This is a genomic window from Vibrio sp. 1-2 (7-a) (assembly GCF_013048515.1).
Lineage (GTDB): Bacteria > Pseudomonadota > Gammaproteobacteria > Enterobacterales > Vibrionaceae > Vibrio > Vibrio diabolicus.
Genome location: NZ_VHSQ01000001.1, coordinates 180,624 through 202,320, shown reverse-complemented (window position 1 = coordinate 202,320; position 21,697 = coordinate 180,624). Strand labels below are relative to the sequence as shown.

Below are 21,697 nucleotides of genomic sequence, written 5' to 3'. Positions count from 1 at the left end.
AGTAACCAACAAGGTTACTCCATCTGCCTATCCAGAGTCGCCACGCAATTTCTGCCATTTCTTTTCGCAGCATAAAGCGCTTTATCTGCATGCGCATACAAACGTTTGGTGGTTTCATTTCTGCCTATTTCCACCACGCCTACACTCACCGTGACCGGAATTTCAATCTTTTCAAATTCGAACTGACAATTTTGAATGTGGGAACGTACTTCCTCTCCTACCTCTTTCGCCGCCGACAGAGAAGTTTCTGGCAAAATAATCGCAAACTCCTCCCCTCCGACTCTTGCGAAAATTTCGTCTTTGACGAGTAAGTGAGAAACCAAATCAGCTAACGTCTCTAAGACATAATCCCCCGCATCATGACCACGTTTATCATTGATGACTTTAAAAAAATCCAAATCAAATAATAACAACGCGGAGTGATAATCCGGAGCTTGGGATTTAATAACTTCTTCTGTGAGCTTTTCGAAAAAAACACGTCGATTGTAGATGTTGGTAAGAGCATCAATTTGGCTTTGATGGCGAAGAAGGGTTTCAACTCGGTGGCGATTGGAGATGTTGCGTGTAAGAATAAGGACAACGCGACGACCTCGGTATTTTATAGCGAGTGGGCAATATAATGAACCAGGATCAATAGAATGGTTAATTAACGCTAAAATAGTCGACCATTTGCATACTTTTTATCCATATGCAAAAAATATCTCAACTCAGATACAAAAAACGCCAAACAGCTAGGCTATTCGGCGTTTTTTAAGAATTGGGAAAATGACTCGTTACACGGCGGTTTGCTTAATCTGCTCTACAATAGCTTTCAAACCATTACCACGTGACGGGCTTAAATGGGAGACAAGCCCCAGTTGATCAAAATAAGCATCAATATCAAATGCTTGAATTTGATCGGCCGTTTTACCGTCATAAGCTGCCATTACCAAGGCAATCAATCCACGGACGATACGCGCATCGGAGTCCGCACAAAAATGCCAAACGCCATCTTGCTCTTGACTCACTAACCACACCAAGCTTTCACAGCCCGAAACGGTAACTTGTTCTGATTTCAGCTCTTCTGGCATTTGTGGCAGCTTTTTACCCCACTGAATAACCTGACGGTAACGATCTTCCCAGCCTTTAAATTGCTGCATAGTCGCGACAATGTCTTCGCTGGTGATATCTGTACCAAATGGAGAAACGGGAAAATCTGTCATGATGCGCTCTTCTTCTAGTTTACTGCTTATATTTTGAAATCAACTTCTCAACGATTCGCGATACCGCGACAAAGCCAAACGTTGCAGTTACGACAGTCGCCGCCCCAAAGCCGCTAGCACAATCCATACGTTTTGGACCTTCCGCTGTCGACTTTACACCACACACTGAACCATCTGCTTGAGGATACTTCAGCTGCTCGGTTGAAAATACGCAATCAATACCAAACTTACGAGCCGGGTTCTTAGGGAAGTTATGATGACGACGCAGGGTGTCTTTGATTTTCTTCGCTAGAGGATCTTGGATCGTTTTCGTTAAATCAGCGACCATGATCTGCGTTGGGTCAACCTGACCACCAGCGCCCCCCGTAGTGATCACTTTGATCTTGTTGCTGCGGCAATACGCCAACAAAGACGCCTTCGCTTTTACGCTGTCAATCGCATCTAGCACGTAATCAAACTCTTTGCTTAAGTACTCATGTTGATTGTCTGGCGTGATGAAATCATCAATCAGGTTGACTTTACACTCTGGGTTGATCAATTTGACACGCTCGGCCATCACTTCAATTTTGCTTTGGCCAACGGTGCCCGTCATCGCATGAATTTGGCGGTTAATGTTCGTGACACAAACATCGTCCATATCAATCAGAGTTAGCTCACCGATCCCTGTACGAGCCAGCGCTTCCACCGCCCATGATCCCACGCCACCAATACCAATCACACAAACGTGTGCAGCGCGAAGAATGTCCACTTCGCTGTTGCCATAAAGACGACGAGTGCCGCCAAAGCGTTGATTGTAGCTGTCAGATGCTGGGGTATCGAGTTCACGCATATTGAAGTCCAGATGATCGATAGAAAAACAAAGAGTGCGATTTATACGCACTCTTTGATGAAATGTCTAGATAAGAGAGTGTTCCTCTCTCTTGGACGACTATTGTAGCTTTTCTGGCGGTAAAGCCCAAGGCGCTTGAGTTGGTGAGTTTTCTAACCCAAGTTTCCACACTCGACCAAAATGCTTGTAGTGCCCTGCTTCCGTTCCTGCTCTCGCACCAATGCCATGATACAGATCCAAATGGTTTTGTTTTACCGCACCACCAGTGTCTAAAACGATCAGCATTCGCAGTTGATGCGCACCGCTCCACGTACCATCGGCATTCAACAGCGGCACTTCCGCCAAGATTGGCGTACCCATTGGTAAGATAGAACGGTCACCCGCGACGGCGGCCATTGGCAACAACGGAATACCAGCCGAGCCTGTTACTGGCGCTTCTGCTTTTGGCGCAAAGAAAACGTAAGAAGGGTTTTGCTCCAACAACTCGCGCACTGTCGCATCGTCGTTGTCCATCACCCACTCTTTGATTGCTTTGAGGGACATTTTTTCACGCGGGACTTCACCACGTTCAATCAGAATGCGGCCAATGCTGACGTAAGCTTTATTGTTTTTACCCGCGTACGCAAAGTACTCCAACGTATCATCATCTTCAAAATGCACGTAGCCACTGCCTTGCACTTCCATCATAAATGGGTCGATACGATTAGGCGCGTAACCTAGCACCAAACCTTGTCCATCTAGTGCTCCATTGTAGATCTCCGCGCGAGTCGGACAATCTGATGAGCAGTTTGGCTTGCCATAAACTGGGTACTTAAAAATGTCGTTTGGTGTATGACGCAGTTCCATCACGGGAGAAAAGTACCCGGTAAACAACACATTACCTTTTTTATCACCACCACCCAATTGCGCGGCTTGAATGCCAAACGCACTCAACGCACTGGTATCTCCGCTCTGTTGCGCCCACTCACTTAATCGTTGATATAGCGGTTGGTACATCTTCGCCATGGATGGTGACTTTATCACCACTTGCTCAGCTTGCTTGTTAAATTCAGTAAAATCGCGTGGTTTGTTAGACTCAACCACATCCACTTGATTGAGGATCTGAGGAAACTCACCATCAAGATATTGCTGAGCACGATCATTTTGTTGAGCACAGCCAAAGAGTAGGCTCAAAGAGATAATAGGAAGGAGTTTTTTTAACACGTGTCTTTTCCGTAAAAGAGAATAGCAAAAGAATGGCAAACAAATGCATACGGTGCAATTGAAAAGCAAAGACAAAATGTTTCAACGCTAAGCCAATCCGTTTACTCGTTGTGAATTCATTCAGTTAATGCAACATGATAACAGCGGAAGAATTACGGAATTGTCCGGATTATGTTTGAAAGTAAGATTTACTGATTGAGAGATGAAATTGTGATCATCCATGTGACTCACAGACGCAAGGACTCTCAGCTTAAAAGACAATGATAAAAACGACTATCTTACCGCAATCCTTGCACGCCCCTCTAAACGGAATACAGGTAGATAATGTGCATTGGCATCCAGCTTCATTTCTGCATGCAGCTTACCCACAAAATTGAAGTGCCGCTCATTTGAACCCACTCGATACGAAAACGAATCCCCATCGAATTCAAAACTGGTCGCCACTGTAGAACCATTTACAGTAACACCGCGCTCACTCAACACAAATTCTTCACGAGCATAAGGCGCAACATCTTGCTCAACCCAGCGGCCATAAATAGTCGATTTAGGAATAGGCGGATTAATGGTTCGAGTAATCAAATCACTATACAGCATGCACACGACAACGGTTCCAACTATCGCTATAAGCATAAGAGAACGCTCTAGCCACTTACGAAGCATTGATTTAGATGACGTTTTTGACAGATTTGAAGCAGTGATCGCAGCATTCTTATTAACAGCAGAAGACATGAGGTTCACGTGTTGAGAAAAGACGCGCTCATTGTAACTCTCCCCCTCAACGGGACCAAGAACCTACCTCAATATGTTTGTGCTTTATTCCAAAATTTCACCTTGCCACCAAGTGAATAAAAAGGCATTATTTTAACATAATTAAACAAAGGAATGGCTGTAGTGAAAATTCGTAGTACTGCTCTCGTAAAAGGATTCCGTCAATCAACACCTTATGTCAATGCTCACCGCGGAAAAACCATGGTGATCATGCTGGGCGGAGAAGCCGTCGCACACAAAAATTTTGGCAATATTATTAATGATATCGCACTCATGCACAGCCTCGGAATTAAAGTCGTGGTGGTGTATGGTGCACGTCCTCAAATTAATCAGCTGCTAGAAAAACAAGACCTCACTACGCCTTACCACAAAAATATCCGCATTACGGATGAATCGGCTTTATCTGTTGTTATGCAAGCTGCCGGACAACTTCAGCTTGCGATTACTGCGCGCCTATCAATGAGCCTCAACAATACTCCGATGGCAGGTACCCAGCTCAATGTTGTTAGCGGAAACTACATCATTGCTCAACCACTCGGCGTTGATGATGGTGTGGACTATTGCCATAGTGGACGTATTCGCCGCATTGACACCGACGCGATTAATCGCACGCTAGACCAAGGCTCTATTGTGCTACTTGGCCCCATTGCGAGCTCCGTGACTGGCGAGTGTTTTAACTTACTTTCTGAAGAAGTCGCGACACAACTGGCGATCAAATTAGGCGCAGACAAACTGATTGGTTTCTGTTCAGAACAAGGTGTCATTGATGACAACGGTAATGCTGTCGCCGAGTTGCTACCAATAGAGGCGGAACATGTCATCAAGACGCTCTCTGAAAATACGTCTCCTGACCTAGATTACAACACTGGAACACTGCGCTTTCTTAAAGGATCTATTGCCGCTTGTCGTGCCGGAGTGCCTCGTAGCCACTTGATCAGCTATAAAGTGGATGGAGCCCTAATTCAGGAGTTGTTCTCTTTCGACGGTATCGGAACCCAAGTCGTTATGGCGAGCGCTGAACAAGTGAGGCAAGCTAATATTGACGATATTGGCGGTATCTTAGACCTCATTCGTCCTTTAGAAGAACAAGGTGTACTCGTTCGTCGCTCTCGAGAGCAGCTAGAGCAAGAGATTGGAAAATTTACCATCATCGAAAAAGACGGTTTGATTATTGGCTGCGCTGCCCTTTATCCGTACCCAGAAGAGCGTAAAGCTGAGATGGCTTGCGTAGCGATTCACCCTGACTATCGTGATGGAAACCGAGGTTTGTTACTGCTCAACTACATGAAACATCGTTCTAAATCCGAAACCATTGATCAAATCTTTGTCCTCACGACACACAGTCTGCATTGGTTCAGAGAGCAAGGTTTTTACGAAGTCAGTGTCGACTATTTGCCCGGAGCCAAACAAGGGCTATATAACTTCCAGCGTAAGTCAAAAATCTTAGCGCTAGATTTGTAGCTTAACCTTAAATCACGAAGCTAAATTTAACGTTCCGCTATACCAAAACCTCAAGGTGCGGGATTCAGCTCATTAACGCTCAATCCTGCACATCAAGTTTGTTTTGGAGTAAGGCCTCACATAAATCCTGCTTCGAGCTAGCGAGTCATCATATAAACACCAACTTAGAAATACGCAAACCATTGCTTGATTTTCGTTCCAATTTTATCTTTTAAATATACATTTGGTTGGCTATACTCTGCTCGCTAGTGATTGGTTTTTAACCAATACGAATGGATCTAGGTGATGTAATGTAGCCTTCACCCTAGAATACTGGGCAATTGAAAAACTAGTTAGCTCCGTATTGCACACCAAGGACAGTTGTTAATCTGACTTTAAATAAGCCGAGACGAGCACTGTTATGAGAACAATCATTTGTAATTCGCTTCAAAGCTTCTGGGATATGGCTGACAATCAGTTTTTAGAAGGCCTAGACGTCCACTGTGTTTTCCCCGTAAATGACGCTATCCGAGATTTTATTCTTGCTTATCAACAGCAATACAAAATACGCAGCGTGTCTTTTACCAACGCGTTTGCAAAACATGCATAAAAGAAGACCGAGCCATAAGCTCGGTCTTCTTGTTTTAGTTAGTAAGCCGCTGTACTAAACCACTCGCACGAGTGGTTTTCACTTTAATGCCTCGCTTCAGAACATTGAGTTCGGCGTAAAGAGCTAAACGCTTTTTCGCGCGGGTAATGCCTGTGTAAATCAACTCACGGGTTAATATCGGGCTAAAGTCTGGTGGCAAAATCATCAGGGTGTAATCAAATTCACTGCCTTGTGATTTATGGATGGTCATGACGTAAGCCGTTTCATGTTCAGGTACTCGGCTTGGCAAGACCGATTTCACACTGCCGTCAGGTAACTCGAAAAAGACTTTCAAACGCGGTTCTTCTTCACTGTCATCTCGCATACAAATACCAATATCACCGTTATACAAACCTAAACCGTGATCATTACGCGTAACCATGACGGGTCTGCCGTGATACCAAATTTCATCCTGAACCTGAATTAACTTGCGCGCCGCGAGCGCTTTCTCGATGCGTTGGTTTAGCCCAGCCATACCGAAGTCACCTTCACGGATCGCGCACAGCAGTCGGCATTGGTTGAAGGTATCTAACACCGCTTTGGCTTTACGCGTTAGCGACTCTGGCTCTCCGGTTTTAGGATCGGTTTCCTGTTGTCCAATGCGTTTGAGGTAACGACCGTATTCCTGCACCAACGTCTGCATCATTTGATTGTAATGTTGGCTACTTAGCGCGAAATGTTCGATGTCAGAAAAATCTTTCGCCCAGACATTATCTACGCTCGCAGCAGAACCTGAGTTAACCGCTTTTGCCAACTGACCAATGCCTGAGCGAGCATCAAATCGGTAGCTCTTTTGCAGCATACATAAACTATCGGCAATGCTAGATGCACTGTTACCCGTATGCGCTAAAGTATCGAAACCCGTCAGTTTTGCGATGGCTGATGCCTGCTCTTTGCCATAACCCAATGCATGGAACGAACAGATATCACCCAACACAGCCCCTGCTTCAACTGAGGCAAGTTGGTCTTTATCACCTAACAAAATCAGCCGCGCATGCTTCGGTAAGGCATCGACCACTTTGTACATCATTGGTAAATCAACCATCGACGCTTCGTCGATAACTAAAATATCCAAATGCAGTGGATTTTGCTTGTTGTGACGAAATTCTGCGCTATTAGGAATCGCGCCAAGCAATCGATGCAAGGTACTCGATTCAGTCGGAATTTTAGCTTTTAGCTCCGGAGAAACTGGCAGTTCTTGCACTGCTTTACCAATGGACTCGGTTAATCGCGCCGCCGCTTTCCCCGTCGGGGCCACCAGCTTGATGGTTAGATTTTTCTCGTGCGTCGCCTGTTCAATCAAAGCAGCAAGCAATTTGGTTACTGTCGTCGTTTTACCCGTACCAGGGCCACCAGAAATCACAGCAAATCGACGAGTTAACGCAACCGCCGCCGCAACTTTTTGCCAGTTCACACAAGCTGAGAGTGGCACGAGTTCGTCCAGTGTTTGTAAATCCTGAACCTTGCGCGCATTGCTAAGCACGGAATCAATGACGTGCCAATCCAACGATTCGCTTGCGACCACATCAAGGTGGTCACACACCAGTTGCTGACGCAACACTTGGTTACTGTTTCCCGCTTCTACTGCTTTACCTAACGCGTTAAATAGAAAATGGTATTGGCGTGCGAACAGATGGTTGAGCAACTCCGATAATCGCGCAAACTCTTGTGGTTGCAAGTTAACTGCGGCGCCCAGCTGATTGAGCTTTTCCGCCAGTGTCACTTCATAATGCCAATAGCGATGCAGATACAGACGCTCACCATCGAACATTAAAGGCAAGGCTTCTCCTTGCGCGCCGACCACGCTGGAATTTTGTAATACTTGAATCCAGTCTATGCCTTGCAACTGTGTGTTAAGCGCCAATGCCGACTCACCAAACAGCCCTAGCTTACTGGCTAAATCCGTAGATTGCCCTTGTGCATCGCACAGAGACAGACAGATATGTCCTTTACCAAGCTCACTACTGACAACACCAGCGATAAACGCCAGTGCTTGGCTGTCCGATTGTTCATCATGCGTTTGAGAATCAATAAAACAGGCGAATTGGTAGTCGAGCTGACGAATAGCACCTTTGTGCGCCAAGCGTTCCAACACTACCAATAGGCTATCTTGGTCAGAATGAAGATTGTGATTTGTCGTCATTAAAGTAGCTCCATCTGTCCGGCTTGAGTTGAGCGCGTTTCAAGTGCTTGACCATCAATCAAACGATCCATCTCTTGTAAGAAGTCTAAGGTTGGTTTCGCGGCAAAAATGCCGTGGTCACTCTGCCCATCCATGCCGCGCAAGAACAAGTAATACACGCCACCAAAGTGATGATCATATTGATAATTCGCCAATCGGCTGCGTAGGAAACGATGCAGTGCTAACGCATAAATCTGATACTGCAAATCGTAGCGGTGATCCGCCATCGCCGATTTCAGAGCCTCACCATGGTAGTGCGTCACATCGTCGCCAAGATGATTCGATTTCCAGTCAAGCACGTAGTATTTACCTTGATGTTCAAACACCAAGTCGATAAAACCTTTGAGCATGCCTTGAACGGTTTGGAAACCTAAATCCCCCGCTTTCGCCGACAACGGATCGTGACGTTGAATGACTCGGTTTAACGCCGGCGCAGACAAAACTTCGATCGGCAGCAAAAATTCCATCTCCACCAAACGTTGCGACGGTGCTTTTTGATTCAGCAGCAAAGACTTACCATCCAACGGCGTTGCGAGTACGGTATCAATCAATTGCTGTAAAATGGGTAACCACTCTTCATCGAGCTGTTCGCTTTCCATCAAGCCAAGGATGATTTGTGTATTCTCTTCCGTCGTGGCTGGCTGAGTAAATTCAATTTCCTCAAACAGGCTGTGCAGGAACGTACCCGGACGCGCACCACGAGGGAAGGTAAAAATAGAACGCTCTGGCTCCACCAAATCCGCTTCGTCTTGTTCTTCAGATGAGTCGATATCAAAACCCGTAATCTCAATCGTGGCATCATGCTCGGCGTGATGAGAGCCTTGCTTGACCAAGCCAGAATAACTGGTGATGCGCCAGTTTCTATCGATAGGGTTTTGCAGCTCTTTCGCGCTAAGATCGTATATTTCTTCTTGTGGCGCTACGTACTTCTCTTCGAGTTGCTGCGGCGGATCGGCCACAACGACACAATCAAGCTCGTCTTGTTGCTTTGTTAAACCTTGGTGCAAATCGTTAATGCCACCTTCTTGACCATTCTGAATCAAATAGCCAATCGCACTGCGGTGTACGCCAGTTGGCTCTTTGGTCGAACGACCATTGCGCAAAGGCGAGGCTCCAATAAAACACGCATACACAGCTCGCGTTAGTGCTACATATATCAAGCGTAAGTCTTCCGCCAAACGCTCTTTATCCGCTTGCTTCATGGACGCATCGTTGCCAGTGATATCCAGTACCGTGCGGTCATTGGCTGCATCGTAATATTTGGCTTCACTGGCTTCTCGATAGCTGAACACAAACGGCAGAAATACGAGGTCATACTCCAAGCCTTTTGATTTGTGAATAGTTACGATCTGCACTAAGTTACGTTCCGATTCTAAACGTTGGATTTGGTCATCACTGCCACCTAAACCGTTTTCCGCATCACTGATAGACTGAGCGAGCCAACGCAGCAGACCGTGGTCGCTATCCAGTTCATTACTGGCTTGTTGAAGCAGTTCACCGATGTGCATTAAATCGGTAAGTACTCGCTCACCATTCTCCCCCTGTGAACTCGCGCCTTCTTCTAGTAATCGCTCGGCAATATGGCGTTTGCTGATCAACGCGCGCAACATCGGCAGCACACCACGTTGAACCCAAAGTTTGCGATATTCTTTGAATTCGTTTACGGCGTTTTCCCACACCACTTCATCGTTATTAAGCGCATCCAAACTTGCTGCGTCGAGGGCAAACAGCTCAGAGGCAAGACTTGCACGCAGCGCACGGTCATTTTCTGGAGTCAGCACCGCTTGCAGCAAACGCTGTAAATCCTGTGCCACCGAACTGGTAAACACGCTGTCTCGGTTAGACAGGTACACGCTGGCAATGCCTTGATCAGCCAACGCTTGTTTGATCATTCGACCTTCACTACCTGTTCGAACCAACACCGCGATATCGCCCGCTTGAACCGCTTTCTGTTTTTCGCCATTCACCAGACACGCTTGCCCCTGTTGAGCCTGCGTCAAAATGGTTTGGATTTGGCTTGCGGTCGCCTCCGCCATTCGAGTCAGATACTCGCCTTTTGGTAGCGGTTTATCGTCCGCTTCTTGCAACCAATAAGTCAGCGCTGGTTGCTTTTGGCCACCCATAGTCCAAATGCGTTTTTCGGCATTGGGACTGTACTTAACGGGTAAGAAGGGAATATCCGAATCATAGATAAATGGACTATCAGGCAAGGCAAACACTTGGTTCACCGCCTGCACCATATCGGCACTTGAACGCCAGTTGGTTCCTAACGTGTAGTGGGCACTTACTTGGTTACGCGCTTTGATGTAAGTGAAAATGTCTGCGCCACGAAAGCCATAAATCGCCTGCTTCGGGTCACCGATCATAAACAAACCACATTCCGGGTTGTTCAGATAAATACGACTGAAAATACTGTATTGAAGCGGGTCGGTATCTTGGAACTCGTCAATCATTGCGACAGGATACAAAGTACGAATACGCGCCGCTAAAAGCTCGCTTTCGTCCGTATCGATAGAAGCAGAAAGTTGCGTCAGCAAATCATCGAAAGAGAGCCACTGTTTTTGATTTTTCGCGTTGGCCAGCATCACACGACAATGTTCAATTGCATGAGCAAGCAGTGGTGCTTTTAAGCTGATTGGGTTAGCAAGAAATGTTTCAATGGCTTCAAATACCGCGTGCTGCGGCGCACTGCCTTTCGGTGTTTTTTCCAACAAGACGTTCTGCGCGAATTTTTCCAGCTTGTCTGGATAATCGTAACCAGTAGTTTCCGTTGCCGCCCAAGCATTCACCGCCTCCAACCACGTCGGCAGAGACTTTTTGGTGTAGCTGCGTTTGTTAATATCTGAATCTGAAATCAGCGTTAAGAAGTCATCTTGGCTTTCTCGCCACTGTGCTTTTAATTCATCAATTTTTTTCAAATTTTCAGTATGAAGATCAGCCAAACTGCCTTTCATTGCAGGAACAGAAAGGCTTAACGGCGCACCGGTTAAGTAATTGCTGATGTCAGACAACAACGCAGATGGAGAGCTCCATAGCTGGCGAATTTCTCCAGCCAAGGTAAATGGCAACGGGTAGAAATTGCGACGCCAGTAATCGGCTACAACTTGCGATTTTAGGTGACTTTCATCGGTCACAAACTCGTTATTAAATCGGCTGCCAGATTCAAACGCATTTTGCGTTAGCATGCGTTGGCAAAAACCGTGAATGGTGTAGACCGCCGCCTCGTCCATCTGACGTTCTGCCTGCAATAAAATTTCTGCGGCTTGCTTGTGATCGTCAAACTCATTAAGCAAAGGTTGGATCACCGGATCGGAACTCTGTCCACGCGCAAACGCGATTCGCGCATCATGTATTCTTGCCCTGATACGATCGCGCAATTCCGCAGTTGCCGCTTCGGTAAAGGTTACGACCAGAATTTGGTCGACCGTAAGCGGTACGCGATGTCGAGTTTCCGCACTACCATGACCAAGCAAAAGGCGCAGATATAAACCTGCAATAGTGAAGGTTTTACCTGTACCTGCTGATGCCTCGATTAACCTCGCACCATGCAGAGGAAACGTCATCGGTTCTAGTGGCGTTGGTTGAGGTTGCTCTGTGCGGTCTAACGTATGTAGAGGACACTCTGCACCTGACATTTGATCCATAACGCTGAATCTCTCCGGATTATTTACTAGGACGTATCACCTAATAAATGTGATCTATAGTTAAAAATTCTATTAATATGTTTAACAAGTTGGATAATTTAGAGCTTTGTGAGATCTTTCTCACGGTTATCCATAAGACGTACCGTTAGTATGCGCCCCACGAGATACGCCAAACCCTTTTGGCGGCACAACTCAAATGAATTAAACAAAAGTATCATGGTCCCTCTGACCTTGTGGCCGTACAGCGAACGCCCTACAAAAAATAATGATTTTCTGGCGGCCACCCTACTCTTCCTTATCTTTATCCAACTGTCTTTATTACGCTTTTACATCATCGGCGTCTTGAACCGCTAAGCGCGCACCTTGCAGAACTAATGCTGTCAGCAAGCGAACCTCTGAGGCCAACTCATCATTCCAAGCAGGCCAAATTCGAGAGATGTACGCATTATTGCCTTCGCCCGGGCTCATGAAGCCATCATTGAATGCGTCAGCCATTTTCTTCAAAGATTTCTCTTCGTCATCTACCCACTGACCGCGGCTAAAGCCCGCTTCAACACAAGCCAACGCCGTTTTCGGGAAATAAGGCAAAGGCTTAGTCATACCCTCGAAGAACAAGCGAACTAATTCAGTCAGTAACTGTTTGGCATACTGCGCATCGGCAATTTCTGGGTAGATCAAATGCATCGCACCTTCTTTACGATCGTAACCAATGATGTGGGTTTTCTTAGCATGACCCGACGCCGACATGGCAAGGTGATCGGTCCACGCTGCAAGGTAATCCTGCGAGCGAATCTTACCGCTTCGGTAACGAATCAACCCAGATTGGTAACACTGGGTTAGCCAACCTGTTAGGCGAACGTTTTTCTCTTCGCCTTCATTTCGCTCAAACAAGGAATCAAACGTCAGGTCGATTTCCAAATCGTCTTGAGGCGCACCAGATAAAAACGCCAGTTTATCCACTAGCTCTTCCGCCTGAACTCGGTTGGTTTCAAATTCGATATCACCAAACGCTCCCACCGGAAGTTTGCCTTGAGCGCGCTGTTGACTCATAAAGTGTTTAAGCACTTCTGCTTTTTTCTCTGGCTGTATCAATGTCGTTTCAAGCAAGGTTTCTAGCAGCTCATCACGCATTTGATAGCTTTCCAAACCACCTAAAACAAAGGGTTCGTCGTCTTCCATCACCGGCAGTGGCGGTTCAAAGATTACTTTTAAACGACGATTGAAAAAATACTGCACAGGTAAGCGCCAGAAACGTTGCAATTCGACTAAGTCGAGCTCAAGTGGGAACGTCGCTCCTAACAGATAGTCGTCTAATGCACGGTTAAAATCACGACGAACATAGCCTTGCGATTGACTACTTTGAGTCAATGCCGCTGGAATCCATTCTTTCGCGTAGCTGGCATGCATGCCTTGGAACGCACTTGGGCTAAACGGCACCATGGCGTGGGTATTCACCAACGCATTTAATAAGTTGTCGCCAGACTCATCAACGGGCAACGCTTCATCACCACTTAAACAATAGTTTTGGTGGCAGTATTCCATCAGCTCAGAAACCAGAACCGAAGGCACTCGCTCGGTGTTGTCTTGGATTGAACGGCCAACATAACTGATGTAGAGCGTTTGCTGTGCCGATAGCATTGCTTCGAGGAATAGGTAACGGTCATCATCTCGGCGCGAACGATCGCCCGGTTTGGTTCTTCCCGTCATCAAGTCAAAACCTTCCGGCGGCATGGAACGCGGGTACACGCCGTCATTCATCCCCAGCAGACAAACGGTTCTAAACGGAATAGAGCGCATCGGCATCAAGGTACAGAAGTTCACTTGACCAGCCAGGAAGCGCTGGCTGACTCGTGTGCCAGATAATTTGTTTTGAAGGTATTGGCTGATGATCGACGGCGATAACGCATCATCAAATGCGGCATCAGCCAATTGCTCTTTGAGTTGGCTGAGCGTATCGCGAATGGATTTGAGCGCCATTTCGCCTTCTAACTCAACTGAGAAGAAGTCATCCAGCAGTGAAACCAAAGTCTCTCGCCAACCATCAATAGTCTGAACATGAGAAAGTTTGCTGCGATAAGTGCTAATTTGTTGGATAAAGTGTGCCAACTTGCCCGCAAGCTCTGCGCCCATGCCTTGCACTTCGTTGTACGGAGATAAACTACCTTGCTCGGTTTCAAATAAACCTGCGGATTCTGGCATCGCGTAGCCAAGCAACATGCGTTGAATACCAAATTGCCATGTGTTTTGACGGGTTTCCGGCAGTTCAAATTCGCGCCCGGTATTGGCATCCAATCCCCAGCGAATCCCCGACTCCTCAACCCATTGTTTGGCTTGTAAGAAATCATCTTCGCTGAGTTCAAAACGCTTTAATATCGATGGCGTTTCCAGAAGCTCGAGTAGTTCTGATGCCAAACAGCGCGTATTGGGTAAGTTCACCAACTGCATAAATGCGGCCAGAATTGGGCTCTCTTGATCGGCGGTTCGGTCAGAAATCGAATATGGAATAAAACGCTCACCCGGAGCGTTACCAAAGACCGCCTGAATCGCAGGGCTGTAAGCGTTGATGTCCGCGACCATCACGATAATATCGCGCGGTTTTAACGTTGGGTCAGCATCGAACATCGCCAATAGTTGATCATGCAGCACTTCCACTTCACGCATCGGGCTGTGACAAGCGTGTAGGCTCAGTGATTTATCACCCAAGCTAACCACTTGTTTGTGATGACTGTTTTCAATCTGTTGGTCATCTTGATGTTCTTCAAGATTGAGAATATCCGCTTGCAATTGATGGAGCAGACTGTCGCGCTCAACATCAACAAACGCCTCAATTTCATGAGATTCCAGTTGAGACAACAGATACATATTGTCACGCCCGAGTTTACCCATGGACGCCAACAGACTGTTTCCAACCACATCGGTGTGCAGCTCATCGATCACATTATCTTCCAGTGATCCTTTCAGTTGCTCAGTTTCACCTTGCACTTCCGAGTGATCGTCCTGCCACACAACGTGCTGACGATGTTTCGCCGCCAAACGAGCCAGATATTTGCGATCTCGAACTTCACCCCAGTAATAACGACACGGGTTGGTGAACATCAGATGCACGTCGATGTGTTCACCAATTGCTTTTAGCGCATCCATATAGCGAGGCGGCAACGAAGAAATACCAAAAACAAACAAACGCTTGGGTAAATGGTCAAAATTGCCGTTAAAACTCGCTAACGTATCGATAAAGTGCTCATAAAGGTTGGCACGGTGATAAGGAGACTGTCCTAATGACACAGTGTGATCGTACAACGCTTGCCACAGGATCGGCTGCCACGGATGCTCATCTTCCAGCTCTGGCACACTCTGCCCAGCTTCCCAACTTGCGATCCATTCCGGACGATACACCAAGTAACCATCGAAAATATCGGCAATTTTCTCAGCCAGCTGATACAGCTTAGAGTGGTCACTGTCATCTTTGAGGTACTGCGCTAACGGCGAAAACACCTCTTGGTTGAGAAGCCCCGGAAGCAGATGCATCAACTTCCACGTCATCGCTTCTTTGTTAAACGCACTGCGTTTTGGCACGTCTGGCAACACCTGCGTAAACATTTCCCAAATGAAAGTAGCAGGGAGCGGAAAATCAATGTTCGCGGCAACACCAAACTCTTTGGCCAATTCCATTTTTAGCCACTGGGACATGCCCGGACTTTGAACCAGAATTTGTTCTTTTTCGAACGGGTTTTCCAGCGGACTGATTCGAATCAGTTCGACAAGGAGTGATTTAAGAACGTCAACTTGGTTGGAGTGATAAACAGTAAACAAATTGGGAATACCGAGCGCCGATTGAAACTGTTAGCTAGCTTAGCACAGCCCTATTTAAACCCGCAGTGATCTCGCGTTCGGAAAAAACAAAAGGTTATATATCACTCAAATAGAGTATGAATCTTCTTAATTTTCACATGTCAATCAAGTCTGACACTTCCATACAAAATGTGACATTCGTAGCAACTATTCCATAATAAAAAACACTGTTTTATACTCCCTCTACCCATAATTTATAAACAAACAAAAAGTATGTTTCGCAAACTGTCTTCCAACAGCGCTTGGCTGATTGCTTTTTTTGCTTGCTTTGCAGTGTATCTGTCGATCGCTTGTTATCCTTTTGTGTTGTCTAACAATCTGAATGAACCGCTAACCTTGTTGCAAGGTTACTATTTGGTTTCGACTCAATATGGCTGGCTGGGCTTGATCGCTCTTCCATTTATGTTGTTGAGTTTATTGCTCTCTTTTCTACCGACTCGAGCATTCAAAGGCATCGTGGTCGCTATTGCGATCTGTCTATTGGTCATGTTTAAAGTCGATATCCTCGTTTTTCAGCAATACAAACTTCACATCAACGCTCTATTAATCCGTATGTTTTTCGAAGGTGGCGGTGATGTCTTCGATATTTCTTGGATGAGTTGGCTAATCTTCATCAGTGAAGTTGCCGTTCTGGTGATCGGGCTCGCCTGTACCGTTTGGGTAAGTAATCAACTGGCACAAAGCCGAGCTAAGTTCGTTTTGATCAGCGTCTGGTTTGCTGTATTGCTCAGCACACAGATGATTCATGCGTACAAAAACGCGCTTTACGACGATGAAGTCAGTCAGTTTTCGAATAACTGGCCACTTTACTACCCGCTGACGGCTCGTAAATTTATTTACAAACACGACCTAGTGGATGAGAACATTGCATCAAAGAACCGCGTAGAGTTAACCAACATTGAACGTAGCTCACTCAACTACCCGCTTGCGCCGATTCAAGTGCAAAGCAAAGAGAAACAGCCCAATGTTTTGTTTATCTTGGTTGACGCGTGGCGCTACAGTGATGCGACGCCAGAAATCATGCCAAATGTCAGCAAGTTCGCCGAAAAGACAGTGAATTTCACACAACACATGAGCGGCGGCAACTCAACTCAAGCGGGTATTTTCAGCCTGTTTTACAGCTTGCCAGCGACCTACTGGGAAAGCTTTTACGCAAGCCAACGCTCTCCTGTTTTTATGGATACGCTGCAAGCAGAAGGCTACCGCATGGGCATTTTTGGCTCAGCACCGCTCACCAGCCCGCCACTCTCTCGCACGGTATTCAAAAAAGTGTCGGACTTGACCCTGAAACAAACTGGGGAAACGGCCGTCGAGCGCGATCAGCAGATCACAGACAAGTTCATCGAGTTCCAAAAGCAGGACAGCGACAAACCGTACTTTGGTTTTCTGTTCTACGATGCCGCCCACGGTACGGTGTTTCCCGAGCCTGAATTTGCGAAATTCAAACCATACTGGGAACGCGTTGACCACATTTTGCTCAACAACGATTTTGACGCTTCGCTTTACCATAATCGATACAAGAACTCGTTGTACTACATCGATAGCTTGATTGGCGATGTGCTGAAAAACGTCGACTTAGACAACACCATTGTGGTGATTTCATCAGATCATGGTGAAGAGTTTAACGACCATAAGATGAACTATTGGGGCCACACGGGTAACTACAGTGACGTTCAAGTACATGTGCCTCTTTACGTGTACATGCCAAATCGTCAACCAGAGCAAATTGATTACCGCACGACCCATTTTGACGTCGTGCCAACCATGATGAATACGCTGTTTGACGTTCAAGGCACAACGAGTTCATACAGCGTTGGTCATAACTTGTTCGATAGTTCTGCCCCTCGCGATTGGTATATTGCTGGCAGCTACTACAACTATGCATTGGTCGGCAAAGAACTGATGCTTGTGGTCAATCCTGGCGGGCACTCTCAGCAACTGAATCGCCAGTTAAAAGTCGAGAAAGAACAGAAAGTTCCTGTCGATATCATTCGTCATTCTCTGGATGAGATGTCGCGATTTTACAAAAAAGGCTAGCGTCCAACATCGACGCCGATTGAAATAAAAAAGCCTCTTGGTTGTAAGACCAAGAGGCTTTTTCCTATCTGCTATTTAAGCGTGATGCGCGTGCATCAAGCGTGGCTGAATCAATAAGTTGTTGATGTACTGTAAAGCCACATAAGAGACAACAAATGTTGCCACAATCAACTCAAGACCAGCTAAGCCTCGCACTTGTTGAACATAGTGCGCAGCCAATCCTTGCAACTCCATCCAATTCGCCATTTTAAACAGCGCCGTCGCACCGATCACCATCGGGAAAGTGAACGCCGCATAGCCTGGGCTAAATGGCAGTCTAAGCAATTTAAAGAATGCTAGGTAAATGATGGCTGTCATCAATACCGCGATACCAAATAGCATAGCGATGATCACTGGTGATGGTGTCGCAGTGACCGTTAAGTACCCTGCCAATGATAAACTTGCTGGCGCTGCCATGATTGCCATTGTTGGTTTCGCTGCATCCGGAATTTCATGGGTAAACATGAAACGGTAAATCATCATCGGCAACATGATCGCGTACGCCACCATACCAAACATCAATGCACCTTGTGCCACTGGTGCTAACGTCGGGTTACCAGAGAAAGACACATCCGCAACGATGATACCCACTGGCGGTACAAACCAACTAGGAACCATGTGGTGCAATTCAAAATCTTTGGCGCGATGGTAAACAAAGCTCACCAAGAACACGATGTGCAGAACCACCGCAATCAGCCAAAGTACATCACCAGCCAATGGGTAAAAATGGCCGAGAGAGTTCGATACCACCATAGTGCCCATCGCAAATGTCGGAACCACGCTGCCCACAACCGGATGAGCAAGATCTTCTCTCAATAAATGGTTATGTAGCAAAAACTTGGTTGCCAATATAACCAACAATACGCTCGCAATACCCGCACTAATCCACTGTCCGTAGCCATGTAATTCGGTGAAGTTTTCCCAACTCCAGCCTAAGCTTGCAATACCAAGAGCCAAACCCGCCATCGGAGTTGGTGCTCCCATTACTTTTGCTTTTGTTCTTTGAATCATGATGACCTCAACCAGACTCACTCTTGATGGAGCGTATAATACGCTTGCACTTCGTTCCGATATATCTAATTATTTAAAACAAACGTTCAAAATTACTTAACGGTGGGGGTATGGCAAGTCACATTTCTCTTAAACAACTGAAAGTGTTTACGACGATCACGCAGCACAAAACGCTCACAGCAGCTTCTGATAGCCTCTTTTTATCAAAAGCCGCTGTGAGCATGGCACTCTCAGAATTAGAAAAGCAGATCGGCCATCACTTGTTTGATCGTGTTAATAACCGGCTGATTTTGAACCAAGAAGGTCAAAAACTGCTGCCACTGGCGGATGAGTTACTCAACCGAGCCAAAGACATCGAGAGCATTTTCGATGGTGACCAAGCGCTATCGGGCCAACTTCGCATTGGTGCCAGCGACACCATTGGCAACCAAGTTGCGCCCTATTTGCTTAGCGAATTTCGTCAGCAAAAGAACCATCGTTCTCAAAGCCTGTTCATTTCTAACTCTGCACAAATCTGCGACATGCTGACCGATTACGAGTTAGACATTGCCCTCATTGAAGGCAAAACACTTCACCCTGAATTGCAATCCACCCAGTTTAGCGAAGATGAAATGTGCGTGATTTGCACGCCAGATTACCCAGCCGCGAACGAAGGGCCAGTAAACTTAACCGAGCTAGAAAACAGCGAATGGATATTGCGAGAGGCGGGGTCTGGTTCACGCGAATTTTTTATGCGCGTTGTCGCGCCGCGCTTGGAACATTGGCATGAAGCTTTTCAGCTCAATACCACCGAAGCGTTGATCAACTCAGTATCTGCTGGGCTAGGCTTAGGTTGCTTGTCACGTTTGTCTGCTGAACCTGCTATTCGTGACGGTCGCGTGCAACTGCTCGACATGCCTTTAGATATGAAACGTCGCTTCTGGCTACTGGTTCACAAAGAGAAATACCAAAGCCCACTACTCAGAACGTTTATCGAATTTTGCCAAGATTGGGAACGACCAAATAACCTTTATCTAGAGAATACGCCCTCCAAGTGAAACGGAGATAGTTTAAATGCTGGTCAGTTAGTTGTACGTGTCTCTCATTCTTAGGCTTGTCGCTAGACTTAACTGGTCAAAAACTGTATAAAAAGCCAGTATCAATACACCAAGTTAGGGGACCAACCATGGCTGTAATCGTCAAGTACGTGGTAGAACGCAATGGAGAAGAGAAAATGACTTTTACCTCTAAAGCGGAAGCTGACGCATACGATAAAATGCTAGACATGGCAGACGAACTATTCACGCTGCTAGGTAAAAGTGAACTTCTAGAAGACGAAGGTAAGCAAGAAGATCTTGCGATGTACCTCGCTCAAAACAAAGAAGAAGTGCTTTACGCACTGGGTGCAAAACGCAAACCGGCACCAAAGAAAGCAAAAAAGCTTGAATCTGTAGAAGAAGACAAGCAAGAAGACGCTGCATAAGCCTCTCATTTGTTAAAGAAACGCCGCATCATGTGGCGTTTTTTATATCTGAAGGCACACATCATCATGGAAAGATCGCCCTTTCTTTCGAGCACAGATACGACAAATCGCCTTCTTTCATTTCAACAAACACCTGCTAATTGACCACCTCACAACCACATTTCTCATCAGACAGACATATCTCCCAAAAGACAAAAGGTATCCATCTACAGACTTTATCTATTTCCCCTCTTTAAACTCCCTAGCACTCTCATTATGATGGCTGACAACTTAATTATTTCTTGTCAGTGAACAGACGAGACACAAGACTCAACACATGGAGATCAACTATGGCTTTCTTTTCTCTAGCCTTTGGTACAGCGACTAAAAACCGCGATGGCAAAATCATTGAAGCGTTTTTTCCAAACCCAGTTCTTAACCCAAATGAAGAGCTTGTTAACGCACTAGCAGCAGTAACAGGTTACGAACAAGGCAACCAAGCTATCGAGATCTCTGCAGCACAAAGCGCAGAACTTGCGGCGGCTTTCGAAGCAAACGGCGATGCAGCAAACGCATCTTTCGCAACCAAAGCAGCAGAATCAGCACAGCCGCTTGTACTGGTTATTCTAGCTACGGATGAACAGCCACAATCTGTTGCTGAAGGCTTCCTAAAACTTCAACTTATCTCTAACCGTCTAGTTAAGCCACACGGCACAGTACTGGATGGTATCTTCGGTCTGTTGCACAACATCGCATGGACAAACGAAGGCCCAATCGACCTACCTGAGCTGGCTGAGCGTCAAATCGAAGCTCGCCTAGCTGGCCGTACGCTAAGCGTAGATTGCGTAGACAAGTTCCCTAAAATGGTGGACTACGTGGTTCCAACTGGCGTTCGTATCGCAGACACTTCTCGCGTACGTCTTGGTGCACACGTTGGCGAAGGCACAACTGTTATGCACGAAGGCTTCATCAACTTCAACGCGGGTACTACTGGCGTGAGTATGGTTGAAGGTCGTATCTCTGCGGGTGTGGTTGTTGGTAACGGCTCTGACATCGGTGGCGGTGCATCGATCATGGGTACGCTATCTGGCGGCGGTAAAGTTGTGGTTTCTATTGGTGAAAACTCACTACTAGGCGCGAACGCTGGCCTTGGTTTCCCAATGGGTGACCGTTGTACGATCGAGTCAGGTTTGTACGTGACTGCTGGTTCTAAAGTACGCATGCTAGATTCTGAAGGTCAAGAAGTCGAAGTGGTTAAGGCTCGCGATCTTGCTGGTGTTTCTGACCTACTGTTCCGTCGTAACTCTGTAACAGGTCAAATCGAGTGTCTTGCAAACAAGAGCGCGGTTGAACTGAACAGCGAATTGCATAAAAACAACTAATAAATAGTTAAGAAAAATCCC

Annotated in this window: 15 protein-coding genes; 6 read left to right on the top strand and 9 right to left on the bottom strand. The window is 46.4% G+C overall.

Annotated features, from left to right (window positions below; genetic code table 11):
• Window positions 1-14 precede the first annotated feature (14 nt).
• From FKN08_RS00815 to FKN08_RS00795, 5 genes are all read right to left on the bottom strand, one after another.
• Window positions 15-557 carry a GGDEF domain-containing protein gene (locus tag FKN08_RS00815; protein ID WP_282136973.1) on the bottom strand — a complete coding sequence of 181 codons (543 nt, stop codon included), beginning with the start codon at window positions 555-557 and terminating at the stop codon, window positions 15-17.
• Between the two features lie 216 nt (window positions 558-773).
• Entirely contained in the window at window positions 774-1,202 is a 429-nt protein-coding gene (csdE, locus tag FKN08_RS00810; RefSeq protein WP_053809816.1) for a cysteine desulfurase sulfur acceptor subunit CsdE, read from the bottom strand.
• A 19-nt stretch (window positions 1,203-1,221) separates the two neighbouring features.
• Entirely contained in the window at window positions 1,222-2,031 is an 810-nt protein-coding gene (gene tcdA, locus FKN08_RS00805; protein WP_005391724.1) for a tRNA cyclic N6-threonylcarbamoyladenosine(37) synthase TcdA, read from the bottom strand.
• Window positions 2,032-2,130: 99 nt separating this feature from the next.
• Window positions 2,131-3,234: a murein transglycosylase A gene (gene mltA / locus FKN08_RS00800; protein ID WP_012841480.1), complete on the bottom strand. Its 1,104-nt coding sequence runs from the start codon at window positions 3,232-3,234 to the stop codon at window positions 2,131-2,133.
• Window positions 3,235-3,507: 273 nt separating this feature from the next.
• Window positions 3,508-3,963, bottom strand: coding sequence for a DUF2850 domain-containing protein (locus tag FKN08_RS00795; RefSeq protein WP_170891050.1), 456 nt, complete (start codon window positions 3,961-3,963; stop codon window positions 3,508-3,510).
• 162 nt (window positions 3,964-4,125) lie between these two features.
• On the opposite strand from FKN08_RS00795, the gene argA reads away from it, so the two are divergent.
• On the top strand, window positions 4,126-5,463 hold the full coding sequence (argA, locus tag FKN08_RS00790) for an amino-acid N-acetyltransferase (protein ID WP_012841478.1): 1,338 nt from the start codon (window positions 4,126-4,128) through the stop codon (window positions 5,461-5,463).
• A 400-nt stretch (window positions 5,464-5,863) separates the two neighbouring features.
• Window positions 5,864-6,052 carry a hypothetical protein gene (locus FKN08_RS00785; RefSeq protein WP_005380230.1) on the top strand — a complete coding sequence of 63 codons (189 nt, stop codon included), beginning with the start codon at window positions 5,864-5,866 and terminating at the stop codon, window positions 6,050-6,052.
• A 34-nt stretch (window positions 6,053-6,086) separates the two neighbouring features.
• Here the strand turns inward: FKN08_RS00785 and recD are convergent, their stop codons facing one another.
• The 3 genes from recD to recC all read right to left on the bottom strand — a co-directional run bounded on the left by recD (window position 6,087) and on the right by recC (window position 15,727).
• Complete coding sequence (gene recD, locus FKN08_RS00780; RefSeq protein WP_170891048.1) at window positions 6,087-8,234, bottom strand: exodeoxyribonuclease V subunit alpha; 2,148 nt, start codon at window positions 8,232-8,234, stop codon at window positions 6,087-6,089.
• Window positions 8,234-11,908, bottom strand: a complete 3,675-nt coding sequence (recB, locus tag FKN08_RS00775; RefSeq protein ID WP_170891676.1) for an exodeoxyribonuclease V subunit beta — start codon at window positions 11,906-11,908, stop codon at window positions 8,234-8,236. The genes recD and recB overlap by 1 nt, the downstream gene beginning before the upstream one ends.
• Window positions 11,909-12,235: 327 nt before the next feature.
• The gene (recC, locus tag FKN08_RS00770; RefSeq protein WP_170891046.1) at window positions 12,236-15,727 is read right to left on the bottom strand and encodes an exodeoxyribonuclease V subunit gamma; all 3,492 of its coding nucleotides are present in this window, start codon (window positions 15,725-15,727) and stop codon (window positions 12,236-12,238) included.
• Between the two features lie 252 nt (window positions 15,728-15,979).
• Between recC and FKN08_RS00765 the strand changes: the two genes are divergently transcribed.
• Window positions 15,980-17,803 carry a DUF3413 domain-containing protein gene (locus tag FKN08_RS00765; protein WP_170891044.1) on the top strand — a complete coding sequence of 608 codons (1,824 nt, stop codon included), beginning with the start codon at window positions 15,980-15,982 and terminating at the stop codon, window positions 17,801-17,803.
• A gap of 75 nt (window positions 17,804-17,878) precedes the next feature.
• Here FKN08_RS00765 and FKN08_RS00760 read toward each other — a convergent pair whose 3' ends face one another.
• The gene (locus FKN08_RS00760; protein ID WP_170891042.1) at window positions 17,879-18,853 is read right to left on the bottom strand and encodes a TDT family transporter; all 975 of its coding nucleotides are present in this window, start codon (window positions 18,851-18,853) and stop codon (window positions 17,879-17,881) included.
• 110 nt (window positions 18,854-18,963) lie between these two features.
• Here FKN08_RS00760 and FKN08_RS00755 point away from each other — a divergent pair, with 110 nt between their 5' ends.
• The 3 genes from FKN08_RS00755 to dapD all read left to right on the top strand — a co-directional run bounded on the left by FKN08_RS00755 (window position 18,964) and on the right by dapD (window position 21,676).
• Entirely contained in the window at window positions 18,964-19,890 is a 927-nt protein-coding gene (locus tag FKN08_RS00755) for a LysR substrate-binding domain-containing protein (protein WP_170891040.1), read from the top strand.
• Between the two features lie 128 nt (window positions 19,891-20,018).
• Window positions 20,019-20,315: a YebG family protein gene (locus FKN08_RS00750; protein ID WP_041852896.1), complete on the top strand. Its 297-nt coding sequence runs from the start codon at window positions 20,019-20,021 to the stop codon at window positions 20,313-20,315.
• A gap of 329 nt (window positions 20,316-20,644) precedes the next feature.
• Window positions 20,645-21,676, top strand: a complete 1,032-nt coding sequence (dapD, locus tag FKN08_RS00745) for a 2,3,4,5-tetrahydropyridine-2,6-dicarboxylate N-succinyltransferase (protein WP_170891038.1) — start codon at window positions 20,645-20,647, stop codon at window positions 21,674-21,676.
• Window positions 21,677-21,697 lie beyond the last annotated feature (21 nt).

Coding starts and splice junctions, on each gene's coding strand:
- csdE (WP_053809816.1), bottom strand. CDS start 1,202: ATGACAGATTTTCCCGTTTCTCCATTTGGTACAGATATCACCAGCGAA.
- tcdA (WP_005391724.1), bottom strand. CDS start 2,031: ATGCGTGAACTCGATACCCCAGCATCTGACAGCTACAATCAACGCTTT.
- FKN08_RS00795 (WP_170891050.1), bottom strand. CDS start 3,963: ATGTCTTCTGCTGTTAATAAGAATGCTGCGATCACTGCTTCAAATCTG.
- FKN08_RS00785 (WP_005380230.1), top strand. CDS start 5,864: ATGAGAACAATCATTTGTAATTCGCTTCAAAGCTTCTGGGATATGGCT.
- recD (WP_170891048.1), bottom strand. CDS start 8,234: ATGACGACAAATCACAATCTTCATTCTGACCAAGATAGCCTATTGGTA.
- recB (WP_170891676.1), bottom strand. CDS start 11,908: ATGTCAGGTGCAGAGTGTCCTCTACATACGTTAGACCGCACAGAGCAA.
- FKN08_RS00765 (WP_170891044.1), top strand. CDS start 15,980: ATGTTTCGCAAACTGTCTTCCAACAGCGCTTGGCTGATTGCTTTTTTT.
- FKN08_RS00760 (WP_170891042.1), bottom strand. CDS start 18,853: ATGATTCAAAGAACAAAAGCAAAAGTAATGGGAGCACCAACTCCGATG.
- FKN08_RS00755 (WP_170891040.1), top strand. CDS start 18,964: ATGGCAAGTCACATTTCTCTTAAACAACTGAAAGTGTTTACGACGATC.
- FKN08_RS00750 (WP_041852896.1), top strand. CDS start 20,019: ATGGCTGTAATCGTCAAGTACGTGGTAGAACGCAATGGAGAAGAGAAA.
- dapD (WP_170891038.1), top strand. CDS start 20,645: ATGGCTTTCTTTTCTCTAGCCTTTGGTACAGCGACTAAAAACCGCGAT.